A 20,897-nucleotide genomic window follows, 5' to 3' on the forward strand; every position below is an offset into this window, starting at 1 on the left:
TGAATGCGAGGTTAATAAAAAAAAGTTCCCTTTCCTTCCCATTTTTAGATAATTTTCAATTACGCAGACAATACGTTGAAAAAAAGTTAGGCATAGCAACCGGAGAAGGACAATTATTTATTAATAATGAAAAGGCTAAAGAAGACTGACTGTTAGCAATTTACAAAAGAAGCAAAATTTTTTCTCAGACCCACATAGGTCATCTGCCTTGATACTGCGTTTTTCTAATAAGTCATGTGACAAAAGTCCTATACCGGATAGGCAAATAAATGGTACTAATTCACCAAGGGGAAGCATTTTATCAACGCAAAACTAACTTAAGATAATGGTCAAACCACTACCATCGCAGTGGGCCGGTAATCTTTACAGGCTCTTGTTTTCGATCACCTTTTTTGTATTCTTTTTTACTCTCCCTATGCAGGGCGGCATCTTACAAAAAAGCGACCAGGTTACTATTTCGGGCAAAGACCTCACCCTCAGGCAGGTTTTCAAAAATATCCAGCAGCAAACTGGTTACTCGTTGTTGTTTGCCAATGGTGTCGTTGCCTTGAATCTGGAAGAAAAGGTAACAGTAGACTTTAATAGAACAGCATTGCGCGATGCCTTAAATACTTTATTAAAGTCGCGTAACCTGGTCTGGATGCTGGTAGATGAAAGTATTATTGTAAAAAAGCAGGAAACGCCACCCACAGCAACGGTCGGTGGCGATACCACTATTACGGGCATACCCATTTCAGGTACTGTGGCAGATATGGAAGGTAACCTGCTTATTGGGGCAAACGTAATTTTAAAAGGAACAAGCATTGGCGGATCCACCAATGCAGATGGCCGCTTCCATCTGCCAACGGTGCCTAAAGGTAGTATTTTGATTGTCAGTTCCGTTGGGTTTGAAACCAAACAGGTGAAAGTGAACAGCTCCAACATCATTGTAAAATTAAATCCCGCTGTTTCCTCTCTCGATGAAACAGTTGTTATCGCATATGGCAAGACCTCAAAAAGACTCAGCACAGGAAATATCGGTAGCGTAAAAGCAAAAGACATCGAAAACCAACCCGTCACCAACCCATTGCTTTCCTTACAGGGAAGAGTACCAGGGTTGCAAATCACACAAAATACCGGCATCTCAGGTGGATCGGTTACCGTGCGTATTCAGGGGCAGAATAGTATTCTGAGCGGAAATGAACCGCTTTACGTCGTAGATGGTGTCCCTATCAACTCCCAGCTTCCTGCTACGGGTAATGATTATGTACTGGGATCGGCAAATGAAAATGGCGCCAAGGGGGGAAAAGGAAACCCACTTAGCTATCTCAATGCATTCGACATTGAGAGCATAGATATCTTAAAAGATGCAGATGCTACTGCTATTTACGGCAGTAGAGCTGCCAATGGTGCCATATTGATCACTACTAAAAAGGGACAGCCTGGTAAAACTAAAGTGGATCTCAATTTGCAACATGGATGGGGGAAGGTGTCCCATATCCTCCCGATGATGAATACCCGCCAGTACCTGGATATGCGCTACGAAGCTTTTAAAAATGACGGAATCGATTGGAGGGATCCTGCAGTCTCTGCCAATGACTTAAAACTCTGGGATACCACCTCTTATACTAACTGGCAAAAAGAACTGATTGGTAATACAGCACAGTTCAGCAATGCGAATATTGCTGCCAGTGGAGGAACCCCTACTATTCAATACAGGATCGGCGCCACCTATAACAGACAAACCACCGTATTTCCATATAAAAATTTCGCTGACGAGAAGGCCGCATTTAGTTCCAGCCTGACAATCAACTCACCCAATCAGCGATTTCATTTACAATGGAGCAACAATTACATGTTGGATGATAACCGGTTGCCCTCACTTGACCTGACACTATATTCCATTTTGCTGCAGCCCAATGCCCCAGCCTTATACAACCAGGATGGCTCGCTGAACTGGGAACCGGATGCTAATGGTAATTCGACATTTACCAACCCGTTATCTAATGCGGTTAAAGAGTATCAAAACAAAACAGCGAATCTTATCTCAAACGTAGTAGCCAGCTACAAACTGGGCCCAAGTCTGCAACTCGAAACCAACATGGGGTATACATCCAACAAAACAGATGATTACTCCTCTTTACCCATCACCGCTATCAGGCCCGAATGGAGAAATACCATTCAACAGCGAGGTGCTTCGTTTGGAAACAGATCTCTGACATCCTGGATTATTGAACCTCAGTTAAGATATAGCAGAGTCTTTTCAAGCTTGCAATTACAGGCACTTTTCGGAGGAACAATCTCAAACAGAAGCGAAACAGGAGGCACCCTTAATACATCCGGACAATCTTCAGATGAGGTACTCAGAAACCCTATGGCCGCTGCTACCTGGAATTACCAGGGCGCTTTTATTAATAAATATAAATATACAGCTGGATTTAGTCGCATCACTCTAAACTGGGATAGAAGATTTATACTCAATTTAACGGGAAGGCGTGACGGAAGTTCCAGGTTTGGTCCGGCTAACCGCTACCATAATTTTGGTGCAATAGGTGGCGCCTGGATATTTTCCAATGAAGAACTCCTGCAAAATAATGCCCGGTGGCTTAGCTTTGGAAAACTACGTGCCAGTTACGGCACTACCGGAAACGACCAGATCGGCGACTATGGTTATATTAGTACCTATGGACCAACGGTAGGAGTAGAGGTGCCGTACCAGCAGGTTGCCACGATTTATCCCACAAAACTCCCCAACGCAAACTTAAAGTGGGAGACAACCACCAAATTTCAGGTAGGCATAGAGCTGGGATTTTTTAAGGATAGAATTTTAGCAAACGCCACCTATGTCCAAAATCAATCTTCCAATCAGTTGCTGTCTTCCGTTCTTCCCACTTTTACCGGCTTTAATGAATTGTTACAGAACTTCCCGGCCGTAGTCAAAAATACAGCTGTCGAGTTGGGAATCGTCGCACAGCTTTTGAAAGGCAATACATTTAACTGGACGATGAGTGGCAATTTAACAATACCCAAAAACAGATTAACTGCCTTCCCGACACTGGCCAGTTCAGCTTACGCCAATCTATATGTAGTAGGTAAATCCATCAATATTGCAAAAACCTACCACCTACAGGGAGTGGATCCTGCCACCGGACAATATACGTTTAGTGACGCACATGGTGCGCCAACCAGCATGCCTACTTTCCCGGATGACTATAATGTTATTATTGATCTCTCACCAAAATTATACGGTGGCCTTCAAAACACATTTACCTATAAAGGAATCAACCTGGATGTATTAATTCAATATACCAAACAGGTAGGCTCTTCGCTGATCTTTGGCAACAATTCCGCAATTACACCGGGTGCATTTAACAGGTCAGGCGGAAATCAACCTGTTACGGTGCTCAACAGATGGCAGCAAACCGGAGACCAGCGGCCGATTCAAAAGTATTCCACCCAGGTGTCGGAACCACTGGCTACATATGCACAGGTCAGTGATGCCAATATTACCGATGCATCTTATTTACGGGTGAAAAATGTTTCGCTTTCCTGGTCGGTGCCAAAAGCTGTCACCAAAAAAACAGTAAATGACCTGCAGCTGTATTTACAATGCCAGAACCTTTTGACGATTACAAACTATAAGGGGCTCGACCCGGAAGTACTCGGCACCAATAGCCTGCCGCCGCTACGTGTCATCACCTTTGGGGTTAAAGCAGGCTTTTAGCAAGCCCTTATTAGTTAACAAAAAAATCTACGCAAATGAATTGGCAGCCATACAACTATCAACAACAGCGTTTGTCTTTTTATAACATGTTCAAATCCACAGTTCTTGCAGCATTTATTTTATTCTCAATATCCAGCTGCAATAAACTGGTCGATCCCGGTGCCCCAGAGGCCAGCATCAATGAGGAAAATGTTTATAAGGATGATGGCTCGGCAATAGCAGCCGTTACCGGCATTTACGCCAGCATGGCAACGCCTGCTTTTGAAAATACAGTGGGCGATTTTACGGGTGCTAAAAGTATTTCTTTTTTATGTGGAATTGCAAGCGATGAGCTTACACTGTATAGCGGTGTGTCCGACCCAATGTTTAAAGCCTACTATACCAATAACCTGATTGCAAACAGTACCCAGTCTTACGGATCCGAACACTGGCTCACTATATATAACCTCATATTCAGATGTAATGCGGCCATTGCAGGCCTCTCAGCTTCAGGTTCCCTGACGCCAGCCGTCAGGCAACAACTGCTTGGGGAAGTCCACTTCTTAAGGGGCTTTTTTTACTTCTACCTTACCAACATGTTTGGCGAGGTCCCACTGGTTACCGGGACCGATCCCAATGTAAACAGAACGTTGGCACGTAGTAGCCAAACAACAGTATATCAACTGATCAAAGAAGACCTGACTACAGCCGGAGAGGAACTTAGTGAAAGATATTTAAATGCAGATTTAAAATCTGAATCCAGCGAAAGAATCCGACCTACTAAATGGGCCGCAGCAGGCCTGTTAAGCAGAGTTTACCTATTTATGAACGATTATGAAAATGCAGAAAAGCAGGCCAGCCTGGTGATCGATAATCCATCCCTTTATGAGCTAACCGCAGCAGATGATGTCTTCCTGCAAAATAGCATGGAAGCTATCTGGCAATTGCAACCCGTCAAAATGGGACACAATACAGAAGATGCATGGAATTTTGTCCTGCCGGATACGGGTCCATCTGATTTTAGTTTTGGATTCGGTTATCCAACTTATGTTAGTGAGGAGCTGTTGGCCGCATTTGAAGCAGGTGATACCAGAAGAAAGCATTGGATAGATAGTGTTATTGTAACTGGTCAGACCTATTACTATCCTTTTAAATACAAAAAAGCAGTTTATGGGGACGCCGTGACCGAATATCTGATGGTGTTGAGGCTCGCTGAAATTTATCTGATCAGGGCGGAAGCCAGAGCACAGCAAAATAACATTTCAGCAGCACAACAAGACCTGGACAAAGTAAGAACAAGAGCAGGACTCAGTGCTACCTCTGCCTCCGATAAAACGAGCCTGGTAGATGCTATCACCCGTGAACGACAGGTAGAGTTGTTTACCGAATGGGGGCACCGGTGGTTTGATCTGAAGAGACTCGGTAAAATTGATGGTGTGATGAACACTGTAGCCACTGCAAAAGGTGGGAGCTGGAGTAGTTTTAAAGCGTTATTTCCCATTCCCTTTGTTGATATCCAGCGATCAGGTGTAATCAAGCAAAATACAGGCTATTGAGAAAGAAAAGGTATACTTTCAATGTCAGGTAAATGTGAAGGAGATAACAAAGTAAACCGTTGCCAGAGACGTCGAAAGTATCAGATGGTGTCAGCATCAAAACCGATAGCATCTGTGTGATAGGTAGTAAAGCAACCTGATTACTGTTACTACAGCACCACGAAGAGGTCGTCTCCAAAAAAGAGGCGGCCTCTTTGTGGTTTTATGGCGATCTATAGGGATCAATTAGATGGAGCGAGTTAGCTGGATAGAGGGCCAGAAAAAAGAAAAAGAAAATAAGGCGCTCTTTGCTTGCATCGTATCCAGTGTTTATTTATGCTGGTTTCTTTCTTAAGTTGGGCGCTAGTGCCAATAATCCATGTCGATGCTCACCTTATCCTTACCTGTTAGAATAAAGCACTTGAAATTATGAACATATTTAATGTTTGCAAACATAGGTTCAGTATCAAAGTAACGTTGCTTACGTTTCTGGATGCCATGTTTGGTTATTAAGTGCTTTTCAGCTTTCAGCTTGAGGCTGTGATTATTTAAACTTGTTCTATTCTACGATTGCCTTTCTAAGCGTGGCAAGTGTCTATTAAAAAGCATCCTTCACTATTTTTAGCCTGGTATTTATACTGAACCGGAGTGGGAGTGTGGATTGGAACATGTGCCGGAATTTATTGAGTTTGCTGTTACAGTGAAGCAAAATGCTAATGATCATGGGAAGCAAGGGCTTTTAGCTTGTTTGTTAGGCAAAGATTGGGTATGGAACCACAGTGAATTCCAACAGTTTATAACAAAGCCAATACGGTTGAGGCAAAGATTATTCAGGTTTGGGTTCTTCCTTTTGGCCCGGAGGATGAGCTGCGGCGGTTTGGTTATTGACCAAATTGGCAATGATCAGGGTACAACAAAATCCGTTTTGAAGCGCCACAACGGTTAAACCAGCTATATTGACGGTTGCCAGGCTTTGCCAGATAAGGGCAAATACGATAGGTGCACTGACAATGCCGATCCAAAGGTCTACGGAACACAGCAGCCCGATGAAAAATTCTTTAAGGTTCGGAATTCTTGTTATCCCTTTTTCCCTGAGCGCTTGAAGCGCCCTGTAGGTAGAGCCCAGGAACACTCCAATCAGGGTAACCGTGAACCCATAGATGGCAAAAAGTAAATTCTTCTGAAATGGCACAGATTGAGCGCCGAAGGTTTGCTGATGGGTAGTGATCATTTGTGACCAGATCAAAAAACCAACTATTATAGCAAGTGGAAAAATGAGAATTTTTTTCATTTTATTTAGTTTGACTGTAATCAATCAGATAGCATCTTTTGGTTCCCTGCATGAAATAAAGTGCTTTTCCGTTTCCGCCACCTTTGATTTTTTGTTCTTCATCGCCAGGATAAAAAGCAGGCTTTACCACTTCTTTTTTCAAATCCATCAGGTAACACAGATCGTTGCTCCAGTTAACAATAAACAGGTCATTGCCGATTGTGCAGTATCTTTCTTTGTACAGATAGGGTGATTTTGGATGGTACCATTTTTGGTGAGCAGCTTCCTTTGAAAGGAAATCGAACTTTTTCAACATACGGGGGCTACCATTGTTATCTATTTTCCAGAGCAACCATGATATGTTGTAAGTATTTGTTTTTTCGGTTGTAGTGATATAAATGTCCAGAGAATCAGCCAGAGAAAATAGTAACATATTTTCTCCTTTATTCAATTCATTTCCATATTCATTTGATGCAAAAAAGTTCTGTGGTAAATCAAATACTATAGATTTTTTTATCTGCAGGTTGCGGCCTTCCAGAATGAGGTAACCTATCCGGCTGATGGTGTCTGCCATTGCGCTAAAGTAAATACCTACGTAGTTGCCATTTACCAACATGTCAAATTGGTCGATTTTTACCTCCGTTAAATTGTGTTGAAGGGCAATGGCTTGTGCAAGTTGCTGCCGGTTTACTATGACGACTCCTTTGGCAGACACACTTTTTATTTCCTCACTTGTGCTGATATACACGAAGTTAGCGGGCAGTGTTCCATATACAACGGTGCCAGGTACTGCAAAGGCACGATTAAAGGTATCTGTGGGCAGTTTTCTAAAGTGATTTTTTTCTACTGCATATAGTTGATCGGTACCCTTCAACAGGCAGTAGGTGCCTACACCTGCTATCGAGAATAAATCAATGCTTGAATTGGAATCCAGTGGCGCGGTGAAAGGAAAGAAATCATCCGGCAGCTCAGTGTACTGTCGAAGGTTGTTGGGGGCAGAATTTGCTTTGAAAAAAGGAATTTCCGTATGTCCGTTAAATTTAGTCGATATAAAGCACAAGCCTTTGTCAGAAAAACTGGCATCGAGAATTCCGGTAAATAATGTTATTTCTGATACCGCATATTGCTGTTGTATAGATTTTGTTACCTCGATGGTCTTTTTTAGCTGGATTGCCTTTACAATAATATCGGGTCGAATGTTTTGCGAAGTAGTTATTTCATCTGCCATTCCATGTATCCTATCCAGGTATGAAGGATGGGATTGGTCTGCGTAAAATTGTGAATAGGGAGACAAGCCATACTGCATACAGAGTAGTATGGTTTCTGCCATAGATAGAATGGAAATCGCAGCGTTTTCCTCCTGTGTTGCTGAATCCAGGGTAATATCAATCATGGCAGAGGCTTTGCGTTGAATCATGGCATTGTCTTTCAACAGTTTCCCGAAAACGGTAAATGCAAATTGGTCTGCATCTTTTTCTTTTTGCCTGAATTCTTTATTACCCCCATTCGTATAACTCAAATTACCTGCTGACCCATGGTGGAGCGCATGATGTCCCAATTCATGGAGCAGGACAAAGGACAGGTATACCTTAAGGAAGGGCATGTCTTCCTCAAGTACTTCAGAACCTAGTTGCGGTGCATAGTTCATCCAAAGTGAATGGTCTAATAGTGAAATATCAATAAATACACTTTTGGTAATGGCATCATATACTGCATTGCCCCTTTCACAATTGGTAACCGGTTCTGTCTGCGGACTTGTTACAAAAAAATGTAAACCGTTGTCTGCATCTGCTGATGGATCAAAAGGCTGATTAATAAATATTTGTTCCTTCAGGCCTGCAACCTTTACTGCACTAATAATAACGCTGTCCAAATCACTTTCTTGCGCCGCAGACAGTGTTGGTAGGCGCTTGCCCGAAAGGAGCTGGTTTATTTTTAATATGCGAGACTGATAGGTTCCAGGACTAAAATAGAGCCATGCTAATAGTCCAACTATTGCGGTTATGGATAAAGTTCTTATCCAGACTTTCATAAAAAAAATTATGTAGAGGAAATGCTATAGTAAAGTAGCAAATTTAATTGAATAATACAATAACAAAAGGATAGTATTCTTCTGAGGCGTTCGTACAAAAGGGGTGTTTTAGCCTTTTTTTATTCAGGTTATTTGGCTTAATATCCGCAAATCAAAATGTGGCTCCTTTGCCTCTTTGAGCATATGGCTTTTCGTCTACATGGGGTCGGGTTTTGTCTACCGGTCAGGGAACAGTTATACTTTCCATAATAAGATTTGTCAGGGGCTGGCAAAATGCATCATGCTTTTGCTGCGAGGCCATCATTACATTGTTTGGAAAATAAGTAAAAATAATGCATCTTTATTTGCGAGTCATTGTCCGATAGCCTGAGATATCAACGATTTTTATCTGACTGTATAATCCCCTTTTTTACCATCCCTAAAACAAGTATGATGTCCTTAAACTTACACACCGTTTCGGTTGAATCGCAGACATTCGACACCGATCTGCAGCATGGGTTATCTATGAGAGAAGTCTCCTTCGTATTCAAATGGACCAGCGGTGGTCCGCTTCGTTTTTGGAAGGTCAACTGGAAGATAACTGGCGGAGGCTGGAAAAAGGCGATTCAGAATATGCTTAATTCCACCTCCGGCAGTGAAGTCTTTGTACTTGGGACGGTATCCGGTAATACAGAAGTTCAGGTTTCCTTCCAGGTAGAAGCTTTCGCTGACATTCCTCAGGCAGTTTGCATGATTACTCAAATCAATCCTGGACAGGTTGTCGAGCGCCAGCCGCTCCATAATTTTAAACTACTACAAACTGGCGACAAGTGGACTGAAGTTATTACTGGAAAAATCGCATAATTCCTATGAAGTATACTACTACCATTCTTTATGTGCCTTTATTAATACTGACAACTACCAAAGTATCCGGCCAGGACACGGAACTAAAGAATTTTTTTAGTGGTGCAGTAAGTAGCAACTCCAAACAGGATTTGTTTGACGACATAAGCTTTGGCGGGTTTGACCTGGTATCAGCCAATTTTAAATTTGCCAAGGACAATAACCTACAAAAGGTGGTTATATCACCTTTTAAGATGATGAATAAGGCAAGCATCTTAAATGATTCGCGTGTTAATATAACACAGAAAGAGGGCATCTCCACATTCGGTGTTGCTTTGGGCTTTGATAACACCAATCCTTACAACACATTTGGGAATGTCCGTAAAAAATTTTCTCGAATGCCCATCCGAGAAGCAATCCGGGAAAGAAACGACAGTGAGTCAGTGGCAGCATACGGGAAGTACCTGGAGGACATGGAACTACAGGGTAACAGGGACCGCATCAAGTACCTCCAGTCACTGGCTAAAAATGCCTTCTCTGTAACTGTTGGCTATAATATCTCCCTTTTTGAAGTGATTGGGGGAGACAAGATACGTAACGATGATAGTGTGGTGGTCAACGAGTATACAACAAAGGCGCACGCTTTTTCCGCTGACGTGAGTTATGCGATCAATGAAAATTTCTTTTTTAGTGCCGGTTTTTCGCATGCACGTAAACGAAAAAGTGCGGAAGAGAAACAGAAGATGATTAATTACAATGGATTCAACGTTGGCGTAAACTGGCGTGCTATCCGGTTGCAAAAAAATGAAAAGCTGGAGCACAACAAGGATTACATAAATTCCTTTTTCATACCTTCCATCATTATTGGTAGCATTTTTGAATACCAGAGGGCATCAGGAGATTCCACATATTACCAGGACGGCATTAAGTACCAATATGTCATTACACCATTCCTTGACTTTAAGATTTCACCCAAAAACCAATTCCGGCTGGGCTTTCCAATCAAAAAATTTGATACGGTCAATAAAAATCAGATTGCCCTCGGGCCATTCGTGCAATACAGCTTTATATTGGCCAGTAAAGAGTAATGCTGTTCGTGTGTCGGAATGACGTAAAAAAGAACGAAGGCCCCGCCAGGTATTATTGGATCTCGATGGAGATGCAGTAAAGTGTGTGATAATGCTAAAGATGCCTGCAATATACGGATTAGCACCAATAATCAACACATCACTTCCTGTAGTATCCATCAAGGTACTACTGACACCAGTCCATTAATTTAGCATCTAAGTCAACATGTCAAAAACTTCAAACAAACACCTGATATGTTACAAACAATGATCGTCTTATTACTTTTTTCTGACACTTTAACCAGCTAACTCGCCCCATCTTATTGGACTCTATACATCGCCATAAAACCTTAAAAGGCCGCCTCTTTATTTTAGGCGGCCCCTTTTACTTGTCAATCTACATTTCATTATTTACGAAAGCTCCGATGGTGTTGTTGGATTAGAATTCTATCATAGCTGTTGCAGGATTTGTATGACCATAAACTTCACCAGATTTTTCACTACGACTTTTCGGTATGCGGATATACCAACAGATATGATCATTAACCGTGATGCTTTTTTAGAAAAAATTCATCACTGCAATGAACTAGCAGTAGAAGGTTTTAGTTTTGAAGAACAGTTAATCACTCTTTTAATGTTTGTGCCTGATTACAAAATTAACCATGTTCAAAATGCCCAAAAAAAGAAGTATTCATCCTCGAAACCATTTTTCTTCCAAAGTCTAAATCAGAAAAACTAATTCATTCGCCTGTTAATTGATTAACGTTTTAAAGCCGTGCCTGTAATGAAACGAAGTCTGCTAATAGATGTAGCCGCTGTGCTATATATGTCATTATTTATCTATGCTGCCTTAAGTAAGCTCAGTAAATTTGAACTCGGTAGGGAACAACTCACGTTAATGCCACTGATTGGGTCACAAGCCATGTTGTTAGCCTGGCTCGTGCCTGCTACTGAAATAGCTATTTCAATTTTAATCTTTCTGCCACAGACACGTAAAATCGGATTTTATGCTGCTACGTTGCTGATGGTGAGTTTTACAGTGTATATCATTTATATCATACGGAAAGCTCAAAGTCTGCCCTGCACCTGCGGTGGACTACTGGAAATGCTATCGTGGCCGCAACATCTGTTTTTCAATATTGCCTTTATTTTACTGGGAGTGACTGCCCTCATTTTTATGCGTATGTCTTCCAAAGGACAGGGCAGCTTACTAAAAGCTAATTCAATTTGATATGAAACGAATTTGTATGGCCAGCCTGCTTATTTTAATTTTTGCTGGCTGTTCCCGGGAAAAATATTTTATCGCCCAAGCCGGCTGGCTAGGGGAAACTCTCCCTGATTTCAGCTTGTTAATGCTAGATAGTGCCAGTTATGTACATACTGCCGACTACCAGGCGGGCAAACCGAGTATCCTGATTTATTTAACGCCAACATGCCCTTATTGCAGGTTGTTGACGCGCAGAATTACTACCCATATTGATGCATTTAAAGACGTTAATATACTGCTGCTTGCTTATTCGGACATGGCAAGTGTGAAAGCGTATGCGAAGCTGTATGATTTAAGTGCTTTTCCAAATATTAAAGTGGGCATTGATACCGGTGGATATTTCGCCAGACATTTTAAAACTGATCTGGTTCCATTTACAGCCATTTATTCAGATCAAAGGCAATTGACCCGGGCCTTTGTTGGTCCCGTACCGGTAGATACACTTCTGCTGGCAACGAAAATGTAATTATACTTTCGAAAGATTAATCAAGCGATGAGGGCTCTGGCAGATCGGTACCATCTTCTAAGCCTTACCATAAGGGGAAGCCGAAAACCTTACAGAGTAGGCATTTTTGCTTAATAAACAATTTAAATTCTATTGTATGAAAAGTTTAAAAATGTTGTTTACCGCATTAGGCGTTGTAACTATCGTTGGTTCTGCATTTGCTGTAACTAAACCATATCGCCTACAGACCTGGTGCATCAGACCTGCAGCTAATGGCGCTGGAGCTTGTACTGGAACTTTGGTAGCAAATCAGTCAACCGGTACTTCCAATTACTTTGGCTATCAGAGAGGTACTAACTGTAATAACCCATGCACCGCTGCAGTGGTATTGATCGCTGAATAGTAGTAACGCAATTATAACCGACAAGGGGCCAGCTAAAATATTAGCTGGCCCCTTGTCAGTATAGCCTTAATAGTTATACCAAATATTGATTGTTCAACTTGTCCTCTCTTTACCTATTTCAATAGCCTGTAGTAACACCTTTTTCCGAAAAAGGTATACCCGTCTTCATCCACCGGGGTGCTGCAGCGCCTTTTAAATAGTGATCATAAAATTGTGTAATGCGGGAGGTATAATCCTGCTGGTCAACCAGATCATAAAGTTCATGACTGCCCCTGTCGTATTGTAAAAGCCATACCGGTTTGTTTAGCCTGCGTAAAATCGTAAATAGTTCAATCGCCTGGTTGAAAGGAACGGCATAATCAGACTTACAGTGAAACATCAAAACCGGTGTAGTTACATCTTTAACGTGGTAAACTGCTGAGTTATCCAAAAAAGCTTCAGGGTTGCTAAACATCGTAGTGCCCAACCGCCTTTCGGAAATTCCCAAACGACTACCGTTGTCTATTCCTCCAAGTGAAAGAGAGGCACTGATAAAATCGGAAACACCAGCGCCAGAAAGTGCACAGGCAAACCTGTTACTATGGGTAACTATATAGTTGGTAATAAACCCGCCAAGACTATGACCGTTGATGCCAATTCTGGTACTGTCTACGTAAGGCAGGCCAGCAAGATAATTAGCTCCGCCCTCCACAGCTGCCAGGCCACTGGCAGCGTACCGGCCGCCTGTAAAATGGATGTCCGGCGTTAAAACAAGGTAGCCGCGGCTCACAAACCATGCAATATCAATAGAACCCATACATAGTCTGGCCTGTAAGAACTGATTGAGCCTGTGTGCGAAATGCTGGTAATAGTAGATAATTACCGGATATTTTTTGCCCGCCTCAAAATTTTCCGGCTTATAAAGGATCCCATGTGTTGGGATCCCATCCAGTTGGGAGTATGCTACCCGTTCAGTCGTGTACCAGTTGTATGCAGCCTGCGGTTGGACGTTGGTAATACGGGTGAAACTACGTAGATCAGTACTTAGAAAATAGTTCGGTGCATCAGTTGATGAACTGGACTTTACTATCCATAGATTCGCGTCTTCGGCTTTCAATGGTTCTACACCACAATCAAAGCAGGGTGCATTCGGGGGAAGCAATCGTTCATAACTTAGATACATATTCCTTGGTGCCATATAAATTGGTATAGGATTTAATGGTCGGGAAGCTTGTCCCAGAAAAAATCCATTGTCGCAATTTTTTTTATCAAAGGCTGCCAATAAAAGGGTGTCCTTATGAAAAGATTGTATCACCCCATCCTTTCGGCCAAGGACTTCAAAAATAATATTATGTTTTTTGCCATATCCATTCGTTATGCAAACGGGCTGTCTGCCCCTCAAATCCAGCAGCCAGACATCGCGTTCGTCGTATACCAACGCGCTGCTACCATCCGGCATCCAACCTGCAAAAGGCTCACAGGTGCTGGGTTTTCTTGCCGGCGCGTTTCTTTCAAAGAGAAGATCAGGAAGATCAAACTGGTTGACAGGCAGCTTTGCTGTTAAGCAGATCGCCTTTCGGGTCCTGGTATCCAGGCTCCAGTAATTGCTTTGCCTGCCCGTGGAATTGAAATACAACAGGCTGTTACCATCGGGCGAAAAATGAAAATCACAAAATCCATCAATAGGTAGCAATGACTGCTCGCCGGTACTGAGCGATGTTAGATAATATTTTAGTACCTGGGCCCCTGAAAATTCATCTTCCCAGAACCGGTCACCTGTATTGGTCTTGGTAATGATATAATCACCCGTAGACATATAAGGATACGTGCACAATACAATACTATCGGATTCCAGTTGAATAAGCTTGTTGCTTCCGGCTGCCACGACGGCGCTGAACTGACGCGGGGATTTATTTTTAAGCTGGGTAGATTGCATTACCAGATCATGATATGTCCACACGTCAACCTGCGCAATAGTATCACTAACAGCTAAGGCCCGTTTTTCAATCGCGAAATTAATATACTTCCCGCTGGGAGTGAATCCTGGTTGGGTGGCGGATAGTCTAAATCCTTTTGGAAAGGATGCACTGGACTCATCAACCGCCACTTGTGCATCGGGCATACCATCCACATAATACCAAATCACATTTTTCTTAATGCCTGTGCTATCGACACTGGTCATAAATGTAAGCTGATTACCAGTACGAGAAGCTGATGTATTTTGCAGCTGATGGTTTAAGAAAGCCTCGTTCTGCCATACCATTTTACTTTTTTTGGATGCTATATCAAACTTTTGAAGCGTTGTAGTTTTATCATCACCCCATTTGGTTTGAGTTTTTATAAGCAATACAGCTCCTGCTCCTTCGAACGAACAGTCCGTTACATTATTTATTTTATATGAGTCTTTTTTTAAGTAGTCGGTTATTATTAATTGATGGTTTTCATCCTGGTAGGTGATCCATTCCCCTTGTTTACCAGTTGACCAGTGAAATAATTTCCCTATCGCAACTGTCGATTTCATCCAGCTATCACAATTAAAGGATAACACTGTATCGCCAATGGTAAATAGTAACTGGTTGTCCGACTTAGAAAAGAAAGCGGGCGTAGCGGCTTTAAAACTAACTACCGAAGAATCTGACAGTCGTTGTATCACCATTGTGTCAGATCCGATGGCCTCCTTGGTTTTCAAATAACAAAAAAAACGACCATCGCGACTGATCAATTGTCCACCATATCCACCCAGCGTTTGCCAGTTCTGGATAGCAGAAAAGTCCAGGGCAGGCTTTTGTTGTTGAGCGAGGGCAGTATAAACAGCAGTCGTTAAAAGAAACAATGTTAAAAAAAAGATCTTTAAGTACATTTTGAAGGGCAGTTAAGATGTCAGGCGAGACATTCATCAGGGTGTAACAATATAAAAAAATATTTTTACATCGACATCTTCCTGATCGTTTCCTCGCAATTTTTTATTTCGGTTTTGTCTTGTAATTCAAGTGCATATTGCAGCGCTTCACGTTCCCATTTAAGTGCCTGTTCCTTATTGCCGGCCTTGAACAGCAGATTGGCATAGGTATCTCTGGTAGCATAAGCCCAGTACAATCCAAACGAGGCGCTTCTTCTGACAACTCCCGGCATTTGTTGCAGGGCAAATTGTAAAGATTGCCGGCTTGCATCTGTCATGAATACCCGGTCCCAGGCAAACCAATTCAAAGTCATATCCCTGGCCATCAACGTTGTTTCGTTTGGATGCACATACAGGCTGCGGTAAATATCCAGAGACGAAAGACCATATTTATTAATAATAGCCAGGAAGGTACTGTCATAAGAGGGCCAAATGCGCTTATACTGGTACCACCTTAATTTTGCTGCCAGTATTCCTCTGTCTGCATAGGTGGAATTATAACGGGTGGAAATAGTCTGATAAAGGTTGGCCCAGTCCGGTGCCACATCCGTTTGGCTGGCTACGGTTAGGGCAGGGCCAGTGTACTCTTTTTTAATAACTCTATCTGCAACAGCAGCAGAAAAGCCTTTTTGTCCCATGATCTTATCCACTTTGCTGCCATTGGGATAGAATAACCTGAAAAAAGCGTTGCTACCTGATTGAATATGGGAGGCCAAATAATTCAGATGAGCTTTATCATAAAGCTGTGATGTGGGAAGCTTCTTTAAGACTTTTTCATACTGTTCGGTCAGGCTGTCTGCCAATGAGGAGTCGTTTAGTGCCCTGGCAATATTGATAACATAAGGCATTTTCTTTACATTCAACTTACCACTTCTAAAAACCTTTACCAACATATCGTATTCTTTGTATTCATCTTTATAGCTAAGCCCGGGTGTAGTGGCATGAGATGCCAATGCAATAAGAGAGTCGGGACTTTTAAACCCGATTTCTTTTAGAACAATTTCACCGTTGGGATTGAAAAATAAAAATGTGGGATAGGCTGAAATTTTATAGGCCTTATCGATCTCCCGGGCATCATTGTACCATTGTTTGACAATATCATTGTCACCTGGTGTAATATCCATCTGTACTTTGACCGATATATAGCCTGAGTCAAAAAAGGCCGCTACTTTTTTATCGGTGTACACGTCTTTATCCATTGCCTTACAGGGACCACACCAGGTAGCATAGCAATCAACGAAAATGTATTTATTTTCTTTCTTTGCTTTTTCCTGAATTTGCTTCCAGCTTAGGTAATTTAAAAACCGAATTCCTCCCGTATCGGTATTGCCAAAGGTAAATAATGGAAAAATGAACAGAATAACGATGGACAATCTCATGACAAAATTGAGTTATGCTTCTTTTTAATTATGAAAGCCAATCAGAGCCTTTGTTTGCAAACAGTACCGTTTTGGCAAACAAGACAATCCCACCAAATGCGAGGTTCGCTGAAAAGACATTCACATTGACAAAGAGATAACGCAGTTCTTATGTGGATGTACTAGTGTCGTAAATTTATCTATAAGACTTTTTTGTAAGTTCCTGTAAGTCAGTTTATTGTTCCATTGTTGAAAAAAGAAGCCTGTCGCAATTGATGAAGGAAATCCCATTTTATGAATAACACTATGGAAGTAATGTTGCAGGTAGACGAATTCTGGCGTATAGCCCCGGCCAACCATACCGTCAACCAGCTTTTTCTGAAAATGGATAACCATTCCTCTTGCTTTATCCTCCGTTTTGACTGGCCCAGCATCCCCGTAATAGACAAGAATTGCCCACTAGTAAATAATAGGGTATATCGTACAGGAAATTTGATTGTAACTGTTTATAGGAATAGATAATGCCATAAAAATCCTCACATGGGAAAAGGTTCCCTGAAAGTATACCAGTATCACTGATATTGGGAACAGACAGCCTTTTAGATAAGGTTGAAATGGTAATGTGTGTTTTAAATAAGGTATTCATGGAATCAGCGTTGAATCAATTTGAACTCAGTTATGAGGTGATGGAAAAAGAGGGTGATTACAGTAATGCTCTTTGCTGGAGGACAATGTACAATCACTATTATTTGTTCCTGGCCGATGCATTTTCCAAACTGGTAACCTTGGATCTTAACCTGTTAAAGCCAGGACCGGTTTTACGCGGGCCTTTTTTTATTCCCCGAATTTCGCTGAAGGATGAAACTGGAACAGACCTGATCACAACACAGCTATTACCTACACAGCAGGAAGGTGAAGGCAGCCAGATGGATGTGTATTTTATATTTCCGAAAGGCATAGCCGATTTTGAAAAAAGAATAGGGAAGTACCTCCCTGGCCTGCACCGTTATACAAAGGGGCCTGCAACTGCATACCAAAACCGCTTACAACTGAATAATAAGGCGGACCTGATAGCATTTGAACCTTTTGAGCGGTTTGCTCAACGCTATTCCCAATCAGGATTTGGAGTGCCACTTTATAATGTAGAGATTACAGCTAAAAGGATAACAGACGCCCGTGACTGGCGTGGGGACCAACAGCAGTCGTTAACAAAAGTAGTATACCATTTTCACCTGTTGGGCAATGCTTTCAGGGAAATAGAGACCATCAATCTGGAACAGGTAAACCGAAGTATGGCACAGCAAAAAGGCTATCAGCAGTATTTTTCTTCCGTCGAAATAACCAGAAATGCAATTCAATTTAAAAAGCTGGCTTTCATTCGCAACGTGACAAAGGAAAATCCACTCGAAAGGGATAAAAAGGGAATCTACTTACATGTTTACCTGGGCATTCCATTCAAGGAGTTTAAGATCAAACTACCCAATTACAGGGATACCGGATTTAATTGGGGGTATTTCCCGATTGCGATGTATAGTGAGGATATGCGCAGTATTATAAAGTTGGACAGCGGTATGGTGATACCGCGTCTGGTGGAAAATGAAATGGTGGATACCGTTGTAAAAAAACGGACGAAAAGTTCGATAAGTACCAGTAATAGGCCAGCTCCAACATCTAGTAATAAGAAAAGAGGGATAGGTAAATAATAGGCTTGGACTGGCCTGCCGTTGATATTTTAGCCCAGCAGCATTCATTGCAGATTAAGGATATTAAATCATACATAAGGAAGACTGCCTTGAACAGGTAGCCTTCGTATTATAGCGGTAAATGAAAAGGTGGATCAGCTTTTCGGTAGTAATTCATTACCCTGATTGCTATAAAAAAAGTATTTTAATTCCTATCTCCTAAAAACCGAGAGGCATTAAGGGTAATGCACCTGCAGTATTCACTTTATTGGCTGTTAAAAAACTCATAGCCCTGTAATTTGTTAGGCTCTAATAACCCAATACAATAATACATTAGTAAGTATCTCTTAGTTTGGCATTTTTTTAATTGTTTTAATCTTATTTTCTTTTATAAGCTTTGAGAACTTAGTTCTTTTGATTCCTACGGCATCCATAAAGGATTGAGCCGTTATGTAGGCCGCCGCATTTGTGGTCACTTTCCCTATATGTCCAGGAGTTTTTTCTTTTAACAATATTTCGATACTAGATAACCTATTGAATATTTCTTCCAGGCTTTTAACTGGTACAAGTATGAGTTGCTGCGTATTGTTTAGGTCAGACATGTAACTGTGTTTAAGTAAATCTCTACACTTTTAATTACTCTATTTACCGCCTTTTCCCATATGGGAGTAATAAATGTATTGCTGGCATACGATGGATATTAATTAATATATAGGCTATTAAAGTCTAAAAATTTTACTCACTAATTATTGCGCAAAGTTCGGTTTTGCCTGCGGCATTCACTACGGAGATCGGCAATGAACACAGGGGCACTCGCACAAAAGCCCTCTTTAAATGCCGCGTCCTCCTAGTGAATGGCTGGGCAAAACCGGGTAGTTCTCCATAATTAATTTTTTAAAATTTTAAAATTTAAAGTTATGGAAGAGTTACTGATAGAATCAACAAGATTGAAAGCTGCGGAAGTAGAATTGATTTATAAATCCAGGGTTAAAGTAGCTGATAGATTTGTAATTGCTAGTTCCAAAGATGCTTATAGATTACTAAGTGGTACCTGGAATAAAGATACAATTGAAATGCGGGAAGAATTGAAGGTTGTGTTTCTTAATAGAGCTGGTCATGTGTTAGGTATTATGACCAACTCGACGGGAGGAATTGATGCAACAACCGTAGAGATTAGACATATCTTTGCAGCAGCCCTGAAAGCACATGCCTGTAGTATAATAATCTCCCACAATCATCCATCGGGCGCCCTAAAGCCAAGCCGAGCAGATGATATGATGACGGAGGGTATTAAGCAGGCAGGGGAGATACTTAATATTAAGCTACTGGATCATTTAATAGTTACCACTGACGGGTACTTTTCTTACGGTGATGAGGGGTTAATTTGGCCCCTTTTTTGTTCGTTTCACACTCAATAAGTGTGATGATTTTTTTAGTGCCTGAAGTGTATAACCGTATTATTTTAGTACATTGAACATGTATGTCTTTTAAATGTTTCTTTTGCAAAAACTTACTATGACCCCAGTACCATTTGCCGAGTGTATTATCCGGAGTTGCATTCACATGGTGAGCAGTAAACTTCCTGATCCCAAACCAATCCACATAGGATCTGGTGTCGTTATTCAGTATAAAGGAAGATTTTTCTTGTGCACTGTTGATCATTTTGCAGGTCATTCTGGGCTACAGGTGGGAATCGTTATGGCCAGTGAACCAGGGCGCGGGGCAGAGGTTTGTTATTATGATGGATTTTGTTATGTGGGCAAAATTCAGAACGAGGTCGAGGAGATGGATCTGGAAGATTTACTATATTGTTTCGAGAATCCGGACAGAAGTGAGGAACGCATGGATATTGCTTTTAAGGAGATTGATTCGTTGGATGTCACCCAGGAAGAAAGGGTTTATACTTATCCCAATGGGGAGAAAATAACCATCAGTGCGGGATTAAAGTTTGTTGTAACCTTAGAAGAAAATCACGAAATAGATACTGATCAGGTGTGTGGCTTTTTTGGTAGGGTAAGGCCGGATGATAAAAATTATGGCGGGAAGCTTTATACAGAAGAACTCCTGCACTGGGGCCATACGATTGAATTAGTGAATGAATACAAAGTAAAAATTGATACAGGAGGCCCACTTAGGGACTTTAGCGCGTTTAAGGGATGTAGTGGTGGCCCTATCATGGATAGCCGGGGCCGGCTGGTTGGACTGGTTATGCATGGAGATGAGGACTTGTTAAGCCCTTTTGTGTATGGATTCAGGGCAGATACTTTATTAAAGTATATTGAATGGACTTATTTTAAAGAGTTTCCTCAACCTGAATAGTTATCCAATGACCTGTCGTTTCGATGCTTTTGAATAGCAAAGCGCTGTTTTGGAACTTCGTCTACTTTAAACAAATTCATTAGTATGATCATTTCATTTGCTGGTATTTCTCAGGGCTTATCCATTTGCTCATCTGA

The 20,897-nt window shown here is 41.6% G+C and carries 17 protein-coding genes; 11 read left to right on the forward strand and 6 right to left on the reverse strand.

Annotated features, from left to right (window positions below; genetic code table 11):
- Nucleotides 1-325: 325 nt before the first annotated feature.
- Both BW716_RS06405 and BW716_RS06410 read left to right on the forward strand, forming a co-directional pair.
- The gene (locus BW716_RS06405) at nucleotides 326-3,703 is read left to right on the forward strand and encodes a SusC/RagA family TonB-linked outer membrane protein (RefSeq protein WP_083721704.1); all 3,378 of its coding nucleotides are present in this window, start codon (nucleotides 326-328) and stop codon (nucleotides 3,701-3,703) included.
- Between the two features lie 35 nt (nucleotides 3,704-3,738).
- On the forward strand, nucleotides 3,739-5,238 hold the full coding sequence (locus BW716_RS06410; protein WP_083721705.1) for a RagB/SusD family nutrient uptake outer membrane protein: 1,500 nt from the start codon (nucleotides 3,739-3,741) through the stop codon (nucleotides 5,236-5,238).
- A 342-nt stretch (nucleotides 5,239-5,580) separates the two neighbouring features.
- Here BW716_RS06410 and BW716_RS38935 read toward each other — a convergent pair whose 3' ends face one another.
- The 3 genes from BW716_RS38935 to BW716_RS06425 form a co-directional block, all read right to left on the reverse strand.
- Nucleotides 5,581-5,748, reverse strand: coding sequence for a transposase (locus BW716_RS38935; RefSeq protein ID WP_083721706.1), 168 nt, complete (start codon nucleotides 5,746-5,748; stop codon nucleotides 5,581-5,583).
- Nucleotides 5,749-6,043: 295 nt separating this feature from the next.
- Entirely contained in the window at nucleotides 6,044-6,508 is a 465-nt protein-coding gene (locus BW716_RS06420; protein WP_143708750.1) for a hypothetical protein, read from the reverse strand.
- A 1-nt stretch (nucleotide 6,509) separates the two neighbouring features.
- Entirely contained in the window at nucleotides 6,510-8,360 is a 1,851-nt protein-coding gene (locus BW716_RS06425) for an ImmA/IrrE family metallo-endopeptidase (protein ID WP_143708751.1), read from the reverse strand.
- A 588-nt stretch (nucleotides 8,361-8,948) separates the two neighbouring features.
- Here BW716_RS06425 and BW716_RS06430 point away from each other — a divergent pair.
- From BW716_RS06430 to BW716_RS06455, 6 genes are all read left to right on the forward strand, one after another.
- Entirely contained in the window at nucleotides 8,949-9,362 is a 414-nt protein-coding gene (locus BW716_RS06430; RefSeq protein WP_083721709.1) for a hypothetical protein, read from the forward strand.
- A gap of 5 nt (nucleotides 9,363-9,367) precedes the next feature.
- Nucleotides 9,368-10,429, forward strand: a complete 1,062-nt coding sequence (locus BW716_RS06435; protein WP_083721710.1) for a hypothetical protein — start codon at nucleotides 9,368-9,370, stop codon at nucleotides 10,427-10,429.
- Between the two features lie 514 nt (nucleotides 10,430-10,943).
- The gene (locus BW716_RS06440; protein ID WP_143708753.1) at nucleotides 10,944-11,147 is read left to right on the forward strand and encodes a hypothetical protein; all 204 of its coding nucleotides are present in this window, start codon (nucleotides 10,944-10,946) and stop codon (nucleotides 11,145-11,147) included.
- A gap of 45 nt (nucleotides 11,148-11,192) precedes the next feature.
- Nucleotides 11,193-11,639 carry a MauE/DoxX family redox-associated membrane protein gene (locus tag BW716_RS06445; protein ID WP_083721712.1) on the forward strand — a complete coding sequence of 149 codons (447 nt, stop codon included), beginning with the start codon at nucleotides 11,193-11,195 and terminating at the stop codon, nucleotides 11,637-11,639.
- Between the two features lies 1 nt (nucleotide 11,640).
- The gene (locus BW716_RS06450; protein ID WP_083721713.1) at nucleotides 11,641-12,141 is read left to right on the forward strand and encodes a redoxin family protein; all 501 of its coding nucleotides are present in this window, start codon (nucleotides 11,641-11,643) and stop codon (nucleotides 12,139-12,141) included.
- 136 nt (nucleotides 12,142-12,277) lie between these two features.
- Nucleotides 12,278-12,523 carry a hypothetical protein gene (locus tag BW716_RS06455; protein WP_083721714.1) on the forward strand — a complete coding sequence of 82 codons (246 nt, stop codon included), beginning with the start codon at nucleotides 12,278-12,280 and terminating at the stop codon, nucleotides 12,521-12,523.
- A gap of 118 nt (nucleotides 12,524-12,641) precedes the next feature.
- On the opposite strand, the gene BW716_RS06460 is transcribed toward BW716_RS06455, so the two are convergent.
- Both BW716_RS06460 and BW716_RS06465 read right to left on the reverse strand, forming a co-directional pair.
- Entirely contained in the window at nucleotides 12,642-15,362 is a 2,721-nt protein-coding gene (locus BW716_RS06460) for a prolyl oligopeptidase family serine peptidase (protein ID WP_083721715.1), read from the reverse strand.
- A gap of 65 nt (nucleotides 15,363-15,427) precedes the next feature.
- Nucleotides 15,428-16,780, reverse strand: coding sequence for a thioredoxin family protein (locus tag BW716_RS06465; RefSeq protein ID WP_083721716.1), 1,353 nt, complete (start codon nucleotides 16,778-16,780; stop codon nucleotides 15,428-15,430).
- A 623-nt stretch (nucleotides 16,781-17,403) separates the two neighbouring features.
- Between BW716_RS06465 and BW716_RS06470 the strand changes: the two genes are divergently transcribed.
- The gene (locus BW716_RS06470; RefSeq protein WP_143708754.1) at nucleotides 17,404-18,462 is read left to right on the forward strand and encodes a hypothetical protein; all 1,059 of its coding nucleotides are present in this window, start codon (nucleotides 17,404-17,406) and stop codon (nucleotides 18,460-18,462) included.
- Between the two features lie 326 nt (nucleotides 18,463-18,788).
- Here BW716_RS06470 and BW716_RS06475 read toward each other — a convergent pair whose 3' ends face one another.
- On the reverse strand, nucleotides 18,789-19,043 hold the full coding sequence (locus BW716_RS06475; protein ID WP_083721718.1) for a hypothetical protein: 255 nt from the start codon (nucleotides 19,041-19,043) through the stop codon (nucleotides 18,789-18,791).
- 315 nt (nucleotides 19,044-19,358) lie between these two features.
- On the opposite strand from BW716_RS06475, the gene BW716_RS06480 reads away from it, so the two are divergent.
- Nucleotides 19,359-19,859: a RadC family protein gene (locus tag BW716_RS06480; protein ID WP_083721719.1), complete on the forward strand. Its 501-nt coding sequence runs from the start codon at nucleotides 19,359-19,361 to the stop codon at nucleotides 19,857-19,859.
- A gap of 82 nt (nucleotides 19,860-19,941) precedes the next feature.
- Nucleotides 19,942-20,760: a hypothetical protein gene (locus BW716_RS06485; RefSeq protein WP_143708755.1), complete on the forward strand. Its 819-nt coding sequence runs from the start codon at nucleotides 19,942-19,944 to the stop codon at nucleotides 20,758-20,760.
- Nucleotides 20,761-20,897: the final 137 nt, after the last annotated feature.

The sequence above is a fragment of the [Flexibacter] sp. ATCC 35208 genome, from assembly GCF_001975825.1.
Taxonomy (GTDB): Bacteria; Bacteroidota; Bacteroidia; order Chitinophagales; family Chitinophagaceae; genus Chitinophaga.